The organism is Ruegeria sp. CDSA221, from assembly GCF_059611825.1.
Genome location: NZ_JBXWPK010000008.1, coordinates 98,999 through 111,400, shown reverse-complemented (window position 1 = coordinate 111,400; position 12,402 = coordinate 98,999). Strand labels below are relative to the sequence as shown.

Genomic DNA, 12,402 nt, shown 5'->3' with positions numbered 1-12,402 from the left:
ATTGATTGGATTAAGCGGACATTCGGCCTTGTGCGTCGGATGTCCGTTTTGTCCCGCGGTCCCGACATTGACCAACAGCCTTACTCGCAGCACTGACTTGCCGTAGAAATTCACCGTTCGCACGGGTGGCCCCATAAGAACCCAAGTTTGAACAAAGCAGAGCCCAAATGCGGCTGCGATCAGAACGCCATGGCCGCCTGAACAGCGCGTTGCCAGCGGTCATAGGCGGCGTCGCGTTCCTCTGCGGATAGTTTGGGTTCGAACCGGCGATCCAGCGCCCAGGTTTCCGCGAATTCCTGTTGATCAGGGTAGATGCCCGCGCGCATACCGGCCAGCCAAGCCGCGCCCAGAGCGGTGGTTTCTTGCATCACGGGTCGGTCGACCTCGGCGCCGAGGTAATCCGACAGGCCTTGCATCGCCCAATCAGATGCGCTGGCACCGCCGTCGACGCGTAAGATGACATCGGTATCTGCGCCCCAATCGCCCTGCATGGCATGCCACAGGTCTCGGGTCTGATAGGCGATGCTTTCCAGTGTTGCCTTGGCAAATTCTGCCCGCCCGGAATTGCGGGTCAGGCCAAAGACCGCGCCCCGACAATCTGGTTTCCAATAGGGCGCGCCCAATCCGGTAAACGCGGGCACCAGCACAACATGCTGGTTGGAGTCGGCCTGCTGCGCCAGCTCACCACTTTCCGCGGCTGTTTCGATGATCTGCAAAGCATCACGCAGCCATTGCACCGCAGCCCCTGCGACAAAGATCGACCCCTCAAGCGCATAGGTTCTTTGTCCTTCCAACTGATAGGCGATCGTCGTCAGCAGGCGGTTCTTCGAAGCGACCGGCTGTGGCCCGGTATTCAACAGCGCAAAACAGCCTGTCCCATAGGTCGATTTCATCATGCCGGGCTGAAAACAGGCCTGCCCGATGGTCGCGGCCTGCTGATCGCCCGCAACACCCAGAATCGGGATATTTCCCCCAATCAGAGTCGTTTCTCCGAAATCCGAGGCGCAATCCTGTACCTCGGGCAGCATGGACATGGGCACATCCAACAGATCGCAGATATCGGTGCTCCAACAGCCTTTGTGGATGTCGAACAGCAGTGTGCGGGCAGCGTTGGTGGCGTCTGTCACATGGTTGCGGCCTTCGGTCAGGCGCCAGATCAGGAAACTGTCGATGGTGCCGAACAGTAGCTCTCCTGCCTCGGCGCGATCGCGGGCGCCGGGGACATTGTCCAGTAGCCATTTGACTTTGGTTCCCGAAAAATACGGGTCCAGCAACAGCCCGGTCTGGTGGGTCACGTCATCCTCGCAACCGGCCTGCTTGTAGCGGGCGCAGATATCGGCGGTGCGGCGATCCTGCCAGACGATAGCATTGTAAATCGGCTTGCCGGTCTGCTTGTCCCAGACCACGGTTGTTTCACGCTGGTTGGTGATGCCGATACTGGCAATCTGATCGGGGGTTGCGCCAACGCTCTGCATCACCTCGCGGCAGACACGTAGGACGCTGTCCCAGATTTCCTCGGGATCGTGTTCGACCCAGCCTTCTTGTGGGAAATACTGCGTAAATTCATGCTGCGCGGTGCCTGCCCGTTGCATGTCTGCGTCGAACAGAATGGCCCGTGATGATGTGGTGCCCTGATCAATGGCAAGAATATAGGTCACGCCTGCGCCCCCCTTCGCATTTGGTTTTGCGAGACTTTAGCGCAAACAGTCGGTTGCGTACCAGAGTGTTCAGACGGGAATATTGTCGATTAGACGCACTCCATCCGCCCAGGCCGCGGCAAACAGGCGGGCGGGTCGGTCGGCATGTGTCAGCGGGTTCAGAGATTCCGCACAGCGCAGTTGGATATATTCCACTTGTGTAAAACCTGCGGCCAAAAGATCGGTACTGGCCTGTGCTGCCAGTGTGTCGAACGGGGCGCCGTTCTTTAGCGCGTTGGCAAGATCCAGCATGATGCGGTGTTTGTGCGCTGCAATCTCCATCCCCTCGGGCGAGAGGCGCTGATTGCGTGAGGACATGGCCAGACCCGAGGGTTCACGCACCGTGGGGCAGCCGATCACTTCGATCGGGATATCCAGATCGCGCGCCATGCGGCGCACGACCAGCAGCTGTTGATAGTCTTTTTCCCCAAAATAGGCTCTGTCTGCCTGGGTTTGCAGGAACAGTTTGGCGACCACAGTGGCGACGCCATCGAAATGGCCGGGGCGGAATTCGCCCTCCATCACATTGGTCAGGCCAGTTACAGATACGGTGGTGGCAAAGCCTTGCGGGTAGATCTCGTCCGGGTCCGGCACATAAATCGCATCAACGCCATAGGGCGCCAGTTTCTGAGCATCTTCGATTTCGGTGCGCGGATAATTGGCCAGATCCTCGGGGTTGTTAAACTGCTTTGGGTTCACGAAAATCGTCACGATAACTCTGTCGGTGCCATTTTTGGCCGCCTCAACCAGAGACAGATGCCCCGGATGCAACGCGCCCATAGTTGGGACGACGCCGATTGCCTCACCTTTCTTGCGCCAGTTGGCGGTCAAGGCGTGCAGATCGGAGAGGCGACGCAGGATCGGAGCGGTCATTTAGCTGAGCCCTGTGACGGAGCCTGATCGGCAAAGACATGTTCATCGGCGGGGAAAGCGCGTGCGCGCACTTCGGCGGCGTACTCGGCGATGGCGGCCTCGGCCAGTGGCCCCAGCTCGGCATATCGTTTGACGAATTTCGGTTTGAAAGCGGTGAAAAAGCCGACCATGTCGTCCACCACAAGTATTTGCCCGTCACATTCGGCGGACGCGCCAATGCCGATAGTAGGGATAGCGACCTCGGCAGTGATTTGGTCGGCTAGACCCTGCGGAACCTTCTCTAACACAAGGGAAAAGGCGCCTGCTTCAGCCACGGCATGGGCATCGGCCAGTACCGTCTGTGCCTGATCATCACGGCCCTGCACCTTGTATCCACCCAGCGTGTTGATCGACTGTGGGGTCAGGCCGATATGCGCCATCACCGGGATGCCGCGCTTGACCAGAAAGCGGATGGTCTCGGCCATTTCGACACCGCCCTCAAGCTTGACGGCACCGGCACCGGTTTCCGCCATCAGGCGGGCAGCATTGCGGAACGCCTGTGCGGGGCTTTCCTCGTAACTGGCAAAGGGCATGTCGATGACCATCATCGCCTTGTCCAGCCCGCGAGCAACAGCCTGACCATGCAGGATCATCATCTCCATCGTCACGCCAAGTGTGGATTCCAACCCGTGTAGCACCATGCCGACACTGTCACCGACCAGAACAAAGTCGCAATGATCATCCATCAGTCGGGCCATCGGAGTTGTATATGCGGTCAGACTGACCAGTGGCTCGCCACCTTTTCGGGCGCGAATATCCACGGCATTCGGGGCTCTTTTGCGGGCGGTGGCGCTCATGCTCGCTCCTCGCGGTTCATGTTGCGGTGCGGCATAGCAGATTGGACCGGGCCAAAGATAGCCCGGTTGCGCGAACATTTCCTTGATTGACCTAGGGTTTAAAGGGACATTGGTCCGCAGACCGGTCCGCGACATGCAGGACCACGCAGTTTCAGTGGGGAGACAACGATATGACAAAGCAGATGTTTCGGTCTTTTGCATCGGCGCTGGCGATTGGAGCCAGTTTGATAGCCACCCAAGCCCTGGCCAAATCCGACATCACCATCGCAATGCAGCTTGAGCCGCCGCATCTGGACCCGACCAGCGCTGCGGCACAGGCCATCGATTCGGTTGTCTATACCAATATCTTCGAAGGTCTGACCCGGTTCATGGGCGACGGATCGGTCGTGCCCGGGTTGGCGGAAAGCTGGGAGATATCAGACGACGGCACCGTCTATACCTTTAAGCTGCGCGATGGTGTGACCTTCCACGATGGCACCACCATGGATGCCGAGGACGTCAAATTCAGCCTTGACCGGGCCCGCGCTGAAGACAGCGCCAATGCACAAAAGGCCCTGTTTGCCGGGATCGAAAGCGTTGAGGTCGTGGATCCGTTGACCGTCAGGGTCACCCTGTCAGGACCAAACGGGAATTTCCTGTTCAATATGGCCTGGGGGGATGCGGTGATTGTCGCCCCCGAAAGCATAGAGGCGATCAAGACCAACCCGGTCGGCACCGGCGCGTTTGCCTTTGGGGACTGGGTGCAGGGGGACAGCATCACGCTGACGCGAAACCCCGACTATTGGGGTGATCAGCCCGCGTTAGAGTCTGCTACATTCAAGTTCATCTCGGACCCGACCGCCGCCTTTGCCGCCATGATGGCCGAGGATGTGGATGTGTTCGACATTTTCCCGGCGCCTGAGAACATGCCGCAGTTCGAGGCTGATCCGCGCTTTCAAGTGCTTGTCGGCTCGACCGAGGGTGAGACGATTCTGTCCACCAACAACAAGCAGCCGCCCTTTGACGACATCCGGGTGCGGCAGGCGCTGGCCCATGCCATCGACCGTCAGGCAATTATTGACGGCGCGATGTTCGGCTATGGCACGCCCATCGGAACGCATTTTGCCCCGCACAACCCGGCCTATGTCGATCTGACCGGCAATTCGGCGTATGACCCCAAGAAGGCCGCGCAGTTGCTGGCCGATGCGGGCTATGCCGAAGGGTTCAAGACCACTCTGCACCTGCCGCCGCCTTCTTACGCTCGCCGCGGAGGCGAGATCATCGCCGCGCAACTGGCCGAGGTCGGGATTGAGGCTGAAATCATCAATGTCGAATGGGCGCAGTGGCTGGAATCGGTGTTCAAGGGCAAGGATTTTGGTTTGACTATCGTCAGCCATACCGAGCCGATGGATATCGGCATCTATGCGCGACCCGACTATTATTTCCAGTATGACAGCATCGACTTTCAGACGCTGATGGAGACGTTGAACGCCACCACCGACCCAGATGAGCGTACCCGCCTGTTGGGCGAAGCGCAGCGTCTGATCGCAAATGATTACGTCAACGGGTATCTGTTCCAGCTGGCCAAGCTTGGCGTTGCCAAGGCTGGCGTTCAGGGCCTTTGGGAAAACGCACCCACAGCGGCCATCGACCTGACCGCCATCAGTTGGGCGGAATAAGACCAGTTCCAGAGAGGAGACCGGCGCATGAGAAGATCAACCCTCGTTGCGTTGATGATCGCGGTTTTAGCCGTGATTGCGCCGGTCGCCAAAGGGGATACGCCGCTTGAACAGGCGGTGACACTGTGGCTGGAGGGCGATGATGAACGCGCCCTGCCACTGCTGGCGGAGCTGGCGGCTGATGGCAACGCGCAGGCTCGTCTGCTGTTGGGGCGAATTGAAACCGCCGATCTTGGACCATCTCCGTTCCGCCAATCGCTGGGCCGAAAGGGTTCGCGCAAGCTGTTTCGTCAAAAAGACCTGACGGCCTTTGGCCGATCCTGGCTGTTGGTTGAGGCGAAAGGTGGAAATGAGCTTGCCCAAGCGCTGTTGGATGCCAAACGCCCCACACCAGACCCGAAGCTGATTGCACAGCTCAATGCGTTGGGAGAACATCAAGCTACGGACTACCCGACGCGAATTGTGGCACTCTATGGCGATCCAGAAATGCGCGGCGATCTGTTGGCGGATGGGCAGCTGATGCAGGACCTCAAACCTTACCTGAGTTATCTGACGGTCAATCCCGAGCCGCGTGGCGACGGTCTGGCCGCGCTGCGCCACATTCAGCCTGATCCAGTTGACATGAATTCCGATCAGGCGCTGGGCATGGCGGGGTTGCTGGCCCTGGGGCTGGGATATGGCGATCTGTCTGTGGACAATAGCTGGCGCCCGGCGGTGGAAAACTGGTTGATGACATCCCAGTCAACCCGCCCCATCGCGCAGCTCTGTTCTGACCAATGCGGGGCCGAGGCACCAAACTGCGCCTTCGCCTTCCTTGCCCTGTTTGGCGGCTATTTCGAGGTCATCCGCATCGACAGCCCGCTGGAAACGCTCATCCCGCAGGAGCAGTTTCTGGACAGTCCTCGCGCGCGCCTGATGGTCCTTCGTCGGGCGGCACTGGCCCGGACCGAGACAAATCTGGAAACGCTGGTGGACAGCGCACCCGCGGCGAAGCTTTCGACCTGCGCGACTGATTTGGTCCGGCAAGAGCAGCAGTCCTACAAGTAGCTGTTGCGTATGCGCGGCTCGCACCCGTAACCTGTTTGTAATGCTACGCTATGCCCTCAAACGTCTGATTTCACTGGTGATCAGCCTGGCTATCGCCTCGGTGGTCATTTTTGCAGTGATCGAGGTCGCGCCGGGCGATCCGGCATCCTTCATGCTTGGCGTCAACGTGCAGGCTGACACGCTGGCCGCGCTGCGGGTCGAGCTGGGGTTGGATGTGTCCAAACCGCAGCGATATTTCAACTGGGTCAGCGGAATGCTGGTCGGGGATTTCGGCACTTCATACACCTATCGCACGCCGGTGTCTCAGATGATTGCGGACCGACTTTGGGTGTCGCTGCCGCTGGCGCTTTATGCACTGACCCTATCGACCCTGATCGCCTTTCCCGCAGGGATTTACGCTGCTGCGCGCCGGGGGCGGCCGGGCGATGTGGCGGTCATGGGGGCCACACAGCTCGGCATCGCCGTGCCCAATTTCTGGTTCGCCATGATGCTGGTGCTGGTCTTTGCCATCAATCTGCGCTGGTTCAACGCTGGAGGGTTCGCAGGCTGGGACGACGGGTTTTGGACCGGTCTACACTCGCTGACCCTGCCAGCCATAGCGCTGGCCCTGCCACAGGCGGCGATTCTTGCAAGGGTCATGCGGTCGGCCCTGTTGGATATTCTGGGTGAGGATTTCATGCGCACCGCACGGGCCAAGGGCCTCTCCCGCCGACAGGCGCTGTGGCGTCACGGGGTGCGCAATGCGCTGATCCCGGTGCTGACTATCATCGGGCTGCAGTTTTCCTTTCTTCTGGCCGGGTCCATCATTATCGAACAGGTGTTTTACCTGCCCGGCCTCGGGCGGCTGGTGTTTCAAGCGATTTCTGCCCGCGATCTGATCGTGGTGGAATCGGTGGTCATGCTACTGGTTTTTGCAGTGATCACGGTGAATTTTCTAGTTGACCTCGCCTATGCCGCCGTTGACCCCCGTCTGAGGAGCAGGACATGAGCCGCAATCTCATCCTTGGTGCAGTACTCTCCTCGTTGGTGGTCTTGGCGGCTGCACTTTCCTTTGTCTGGACGCCCTATGCGCACGCCGCGCTGAATATTCCCGCCAAGCTGCAACCGCCCAATGCGCAGCACTGGTTTGGCACCGATCATTTTGGGCGGGACATGTTCTCAATGATCATGGTGGGTGCGCGCACTTCAATCGCTGTGGCCTTGGTGGCGGTGGGGATCGGCATGACATTGGGCGTGCCACTCGGCTTGGCCGCAGCGGCGCGCAAGGGCGCGTGGTTGGATGAGGTGATCATGCGCGGCAACGATCTGGTCTTTGCCTTCCCCTCTCTTGTTATCGCAATCCTGATTACGGCCGTCTTTGGCGCAGGCGCGATCAACGCGATCATCGCCATCGGCATCTTCAACATTCCCATTTTCGCCCGCATCACCCGTGGGGCCGCCCTGTCCCTATGGGAGCGAGAGTTCATCCTCGCCGCCCGAGTCTCGGGCAAAGGCGCGGCGCGCATCTCGGTCGAACATATCCTGCCGAATGTGGCCAACCTGCTGATCGTGCAAGGCACCATCCAGTTCAGCCTTGGCATCCTGGCCGAGGCTGGCCTGTCCTATGTTGGACTGGGCGCGCAGCCGCCCACGCCCAGCTGGGGCCGGATGTTGGCAGATGCGCAGACGATGGTCAGTTTTGCCCCGCATTTGGCTCTGATTCCGGGGCTTGCAATCATTGTCACTGTTTTGGGGCTGAACCTGCTGGGCGACGGTTTGCGGGATTGGCTGGACCCCCGAATACGGGTGGCGCGCGCATGAGCTTGCTGGAAATCGAAAATCTCAACCTGTCGATTCATGGCATGGACATCCTCAAACAGGTCAGCCTGTCTGTTGCGTCGGGTGAGATTGTCGCCGTCACCGGTGAAAGCGGTTCGGGCAAGTCCATGACGGCGTTGGCGGTGATGCAACTGCTGCCAAACGGTGCGGATGCCGCGGGCGCGATCCGGTTGGACGGGCTGGACCTGCTGAACTGTTCCGAGGATGAGATGTGCGCCCTGCGTGGCGCCTCGGTCGGGATGGTGTTTCAGGAACCCATGACCGCACTCAACCCGGTCAAAACCATCGGGGATCAGGTGATGGAGACAATCCTGATCCACAAAGCCATGCCTACTGCACAGGCCCGGTCCCGTGCCGAAGAAGTGCTGACGCGCGTCGGCCTTCCGCCCGAAAGGTTCCCTCTGTCCAGGTATCCGCATGAGCTGTCCGGTGGTCAGCGTCAGCGCGTGGTGATCGCCATGGCCATCGCGTTGCGCCCAAGGTTGCTGATCGCGGACGAACCTACGACGGCGCTGGACGTCACTACGCAGGCGCAGATTTTAGACCTGCTCACGGGGTTGGTGCGCGAATATGACATGGGATTGCTAATGATCACCCATGATCTGGCGGTTGTGGCCGATATGGCCGACCGGATCATCGTCATGCGCTATGGCGAAGTCGTCGAGGCCGGCGCCACCGAACCCTTGCTGCGGAACATGCAGCATCCCTATACACGCATGCTGTTCCGGGCCTCGGGCCATCAGGTTGACCTGCCGGAACCCAAACAGGCACAGCCTTTGCTTGAGGTTGCACAGGTGGTCCGGGATTACCGTTTGCCCCGAAAGGGCTTGTTTGATGCGCCGCGACACCACAGGGCTGTGGCTGGGGTCAGCTTTACACTGAACAAAGGCGAGCGCTTGGGCCTAGTCGGAGAGTCCGGGTGCGGAAAAACGACCCTAACACGGGCTATCCTGGGGCTGGAAGAGGTGCAGAGCGGCCAGATTCTGCTGGACGGGCAGCCAGTATTCACCGGGCACAAACCCAATCTGGCCGTCCGGCGTAAGATGCAGGTTGTGTTCCAGGACCCCTATGGCAGCTTCAACCCCCGACACCGGGTCACGCGCCTGATCACCGAGCCGTTTCACCTGCTCGAACATCCCCCAACCGGGTCCGAGCAGCAGGATCGGATCGCCGAGATTCTGACAGCCGTAGGTCTCAGCCCCGATGACGCGGGTCGGTACATTCACGAATTCTCGGGCGGGCAGAGGCAGCGTATCGCCATCGCCCGTGCCCTGATCATCCGGCCCGAACTGATCTTGTTTGATGAGGCGGTCTCGGCCCTTGATGTTTCTGTCCGGGCGCAAATTCTGGATCTGCTGGCCGAGCTCTGCGCTGCTTATGACCTAACCTATCTGTTCATCAGCCATGATCTAAGCGTCGTGCGTACGATCACCGACCGGGTTTTGGTGATGCAGGCAGGGCAGATTGTCGAGCAGGGCGAGACGGAACAGGTCTTTTCCGACCCGCAGCACCCCTATACCCAAACCCTGATCGCCGCCGCACCGACCCTGCCGGATATCGGTCAGAATGTGGCGTAAACTACAATGTTAGAGACGAAATGGAGCCTGACATGACCAATCCCCTGTGGTTCGATCCCAGCTTGTGCCTGATTGGCGGCGCGTGGCAGCGGCCTGCGTCTCAGGCAGATTTGCCGCTGATCAACCCGTCGGACGGGTCCGAGCTATGTCGGATCGCGCGCGGGGATGCTGATGACATCGATGCTGCGGTGAACGCGGCGCAAAAGGCGCTGGATGGGGACTGGGGCCGCAAATCCGCGTTAGAGCGCGGGCGCATTCTGACCCGGTTGGGTCAGATGGTGCTGGAGCGTGTCGATGATCTGGCCGCGTTGGAGGCGATGGATGTCGGCAAACCCCTGACCCAGGCGCGCGCCGATGCGGTGGCACTGGCGCGGTATTGTGAGTTTTACGGAGGCGCGGCGGATAAGGTGATGGGCGAAACGATCCCTTATCTGGATGGCTATACCGTCTATACCCTGCGTGAACCGCATGGTGTGACGGGCCACATTGTGCCGTGGAATTATCCTATGCAGATCATCGGCCGCTCTGTCGGGGCGGCTTTGGCGATGGGCAATGCCTGTGTGCTGAAACCAGCGGAAGAGGCCTGTTTGACCGCGCTTGCCTTTGCTCATCTGGCGCAGCAGGCCGGGTTGCCGGCGGGCGCTTTGAACGTGGTTCCGGGGCTGGGGGCCGAGGCCGGGGCGGCGCTGTCGGCGCATCCGGGGATTCAGCATGTGTCCTTCACCGGCTCCGTTGCCACCGGCGCGTTAGTGCAACAGGCCGCTGGGCATAACGTGGTGCCCGTGACGCTGGAGCTGGGCGGGAAATCCCCGCAGCTGGTGTTCGACGATGCAGATCTGGATGCGGCCCTGCCGTTTCTGGTGAATGCGGGCGTTCAGAACGCAGGGCAGACCTGTTCGGCCTCCTCCCGCGTTCTGGTGCAACGCGGAGTGTATGAGCAGGTCAAATCGCGCATGGCCTCGGCCTATTCCGAGTTGACCGTTGGGCCCGCGTCCGAAGATTTGCGCCTGGGGCCCCTGATTTCAGCACGTCAGAAGGACATCGTGACCGGATTTATCGACAAAGGCGCAGATCTGAATATCGTGGGCCAGGGGCCGATTGTTGGCCACGCACCCGAGTCTGGCGCCTATGTGCAACCGACCCTGTTTGCCGACGTACCCCCTGATCATGTTTTGGCACAGGATGAGATTTTCGGCCCAGTCCAAGTGCTGATCCCCTTTGAGACCGAGGAAGAGGCCCTGCAGATCGCCAACTCCACCGATTACGGGCTGGTTGCCAGCATTTGGACACGCGATGGTGCGCGGCAGATGCGGCTGGCAAAGAAGTTGCGGTCGGGGCAGGTGTTTATCAACAATTACGGCGCTGGCGGAGGTGTGGAGCTGCCCTTTGGCGGTGTCGGGAAATCCGGCCATGGTCGCGAAAAAGGGTTCGAGGCGCTGTACGGATTCTCACAGGTGAAAACGGTAGCCGCGTTCCATGGTTAGGGCCTAAACGATGACCTCGATTGGCTGTTGCACGCCAACGCCAAAGACACGTTTGTAGCGCTCGATCTGATCCGCCGGACCCATCGCTTTTTCCGGGTTGTCCGACAGTTTGACCGTCGGGCGACCATTGGCCGAAATCGCCTTGCAGACCAACGAGAAGGGTGCCAGCGCGTCATCGGGAACCAGCCCTCTGAAATCATTGGTCAGTAGCGTGCCCCAGCCGAAGGATACTTTGGTGCGGCCCGCAAACTGACTATGCAGTTCGCGGATTTTGTCGACATCCAGACCGTCAGAAAAGATCACGCGTTTCTGTTTGGGATCCTCACCGCGTGATTGCCACCATTTGATCGCAGTTTCTGCACCGGTTGCCGGATCACCGCTGTCGATTCTGATGCCAGTCCATCCCGCCAACCAATCTGGCGCGTCGTCCAGAAAACCCTTGGTGCCATAGGTGTCAGGCAGGATGATCCGTAGGTTGCCGTCATGTTCCTCGTGCCAATCGCTAAGCACGTCATAGGGTGCCTGCGCCAGTTTCTCATCAGTATCAGCCAGCGCAGAGTAAACCATGGGCAACTCGTGGGCATTGGTGCCGATGGCCTCGACCTCGCGCCGCATGGCGATCAGGCAGTTCGAGGTGCCGGTAAATGCAGGGCCCAGACCTTCGATCATGGCTTGGACGCACCAGTCCTGCCATAGAAAGGAATGCCGCCGTCTGGTGCCGAAATCGGCGATGCCCAGCCCCTGAATCCCTCGTAGATGTTCGATTTTCTCCCATACACGGGTCATCGCACGAGCATAGAGAATTTGTAGCTCGAACCGCCGCATCGCATTCAGCACCGAGCGGGATCGCAGCTCCATCAGGACTGCCAATGCGGGAATTTCCCACAGCATGACCTCGTGCCATTTGCCTTCAAAGGTCAATTCGTACTGATCACCATTGCGTTCAAGGTGATAGGGCGGCAGTCGCAGGTTCTCGAACCACCCCATGAAATCCGAACGGAACATCTGACGTTTGCCATAGAAGGTATTGCCGCGCAGCCAAGTGCTTTCCCCCCGGCTCAGGCTGAGTGACCGAATGTGGTCCAGTTGTTCGCGCAGCTCTCCCTCATCAATCAATTCAGCCAATGGAATGTGATTCGACCGGTTAATAAGTGAAAACACCACATCCGTTTGGGGCTTATTTCGAAACACTGACTGGCACATCAGCAGTTTGTAGAAGTCTGTGTCGATTAAAGACCGGACAATCGGGTCAATCTTCCATTTGTGATTGTATACTCGCGTCGCAATATCGACCATTGGGAACTCCTGCGATTTCCGTTGTTAGATCAATAGGTGCGTGGAATGGCAAGAGTCGCTAAATTGATGACAATGACAAGGTCAAGTCACAATGCGAGCATATTGTGGGGTCTTTT

Annotated in this window: 10 protein-coding genes; 6 read left to right on the top strand and 4 right to left on the bottom strand. The window is 59.4% G+C overall.

Translation table 11 applies throughout. The features are described from left to right. Positions 1-179: 179 nt before the first annotated feature. The 3 genes from glpK to panB all read right to left on the bottom strand — a co-directional run bounded on the left by glpK (position 180) and on the right by panB (position 3,406). A complete protein-coding gene (glpK, locus tag AC2FJ5_RS13760; protein WP_496793701.1) occupies positions 180-1,658 on the bottom strand; it encodes a glycerol kinase GlpK in 1,479 nt (492 codons plus the stop codon). 69 nt (positions 1,659-1,727) lie between these two features. Then, the gene (gene panC / locus AC2FJ5_RS13755; RefSeq protein ID WP_496793699.1) at positions 1,728-2,570 is read right to left on the bottom strand and encodes a pantoate--beta-alanine ligase; all 843 of its coding nucleotides are present in this window, start codon (positions 2,568-2,570) and stop codon (positions 1,728-1,730) included. Further along, positions 2,567-3,406, bottom strand: coding sequence for a 3-methyl-2-oxobutanoate hydroxymethyltransferase (panB, locus tag AC2FJ5_RS13750; RefSeq protein ID WP_496793698.1), 840 nt, complete (start codon positions 3,404-3,406; stop codon positions 2,567-2,569). Before panB ends, panC begins: the two co-directional genes overlap by 4 nt. A gap of 170 nt (positions 3,407-3,576) precedes the next feature. Between panB and AC2FJ5_RS13745 the strand changes: the two genes are divergently transcribed. Genes AC2FJ5_RS13745 through AC2FJ5_RS13720 form a run of 6 tightly spaced genes read left to right on the top strand, consistent with a single transcriptional unit; the run spans position 3,577 to position 10,990 of the window. Beyond that, complete coding sequence (locus AC2FJ5_RS13745) at positions 3,577-5,064, top strand: ABC transporter substrate-binding protein (protein WP_281995708.1); 1,488 nt, start codon at positions 3,577-3,579, stop codon at positions 5,062-5,064. A gap of 27 nt (positions 5,065-5,091) precedes the next feature. Further along, the gene (locus AC2FJ5_RS13740; RefSeq protein ID WP_496793697.1) at positions 5,092-6,111 is read left to right on the top strand and encodes a hypothetical protein; all 1,020 of its coding nucleotides are present in this window, start codon (positions 5,092-5,094) and stop codon (positions 6,109-6,111) included. Between the two features lie 40 nt (positions 6,112-6,151). Further along, positions 6,152-7,099 carry an ABC transporter permease gene (locus tag AC2FJ5_RS13735; RefSeq protein WP_496793695.1) on the top strand — a complete coding sequence of 316 codons (948 nt, stop codon included), beginning with the start codon at positions 6,152-6,154 and terminating at the stop codon, positions 7,097-7,099. Beyond that, a complete protein-coding gene (locus AC2FJ5_RS13730; protein WP_496793694.1) occupies positions 7,096-7,911 on the top strand; it encodes an ABC transporter permease in 816 nt (271 codons plus the stop codon). Before AC2FJ5_RS13735 ends, AC2FJ5_RS13730 begins: the two co-directional genes overlap by 4 nt. Then, positions 7,908-9,506 (top strand): ABC transporter ATP-binding protein, encoded by a 1,599-nt coding sequence (locus AC2FJ5_RS13725; RefSeq protein ID WP_496793693.1) that lies wholly within the window; start codon positions 7,908-7,910, stop codon positions 9,504-9,506. The genes AC2FJ5_RS13730 and AC2FJ5_RS13725 overlap by 4 nt, the downstream gene beginning before the upstream one ends. A 32-nt stretch (positions 9,507-9,538) precedes the next feature. Beyond that, complete coding sequence (locus tag AC2FJ5_RS13720) at positions 9,539-10,990, top strand: aldehyde dehydrogenase family protein (protein WP_496793692.1); 1,452 nt, start codon at positions 9,539-9,541, stop codon at positions 10,988-10,990. Positions 10,991-10,993: 3 nt separating this feature from the next. Here AC2FJ5_RS13720 and pncB read toward each other — a convergent pair whose 3' ends face one another. Beyond that, positions 10,994-12,286 carry a nicotinate phosphoribosyltransferase gene (gene pncB, locus AC2FJ5_RS13715; RefSeq protein ID WP_496793690.1) on the bottom strand — a complete coding sequence of 431 codons (1,293 nt, stop codon included), beginning with the start codon at positions 12,284-12,286 and terminating at the stop codon, positions 10,994-10,996. Between the last annotated feature and the right edge of the window lie 116 nt (positions 12,287-12,402).

Bases quoted from the DNA above. Each gene is read 5' to 3' on its own strand.
- panC (WP_496793699.1), bottom strand. From the start codon at position 2,570: ATGACCGCTCCGATCCTGCGTCGCCTCTCCGATCTGCACGCCTTGACC.
- panB (WP_496793698.1), bottom strand. From the start codon at position 3,406: ATGAGCGCCACCGCCCGCAAAAGAGCCCCGAATGCCGTGGATATTCGC.
- AC2FJ5_RS13745 (WP_281995708.1), top strand. From the start codon at position 3,577: ATGACAAAGCAGATGTTTCGGTCTTTTGCATCGGCGCTGGCGATTGGA.
- AC2FJ5_RS13740 (WP_496793697.1), top strand. From the start codon at position 5,092: ATGAGAAGATCAACCCTCGTTGCGTTGATGATCGCGGTTTTAGCCGTG.
- AC2FJ5_RS13735 (WP_496793695.1), top strand. From the start codon at position 6,152: ATGCTACGCTATGCCCTCAAACGTCTGATTTCACTGGTGATCAGCCTG.
- AC2FJ5_RS13730 (WP_496793694.1), top strand. From the start codon at position 7,096: ATGAGCCGCAATCTCATCCTTGGTGCAGTACTCTCCTCGTTGGTGGTC.
- AC2FJ5_RS13725 (WP_496793693.1), top strand. From the start codon at position 7,908: ATGAGCTTGCTGGAAATCGAAAATCTCAACCTGTCGATTCATGGCATG.
- AC2FJ5_RS13720 (WP_496793692.1), top strand. From the start codon at position 9,539: ATGACCAATCCCCTGTGGTTCGATCCCAGCTTGTGCCTGATTGGCGGC.
- pncB (WP_496793690.1), bottom strand. From the start codon at position 12,286: ATGGTCGATATTGCGACGCGAGTATACAATCACAAATGGAAGATTGAC.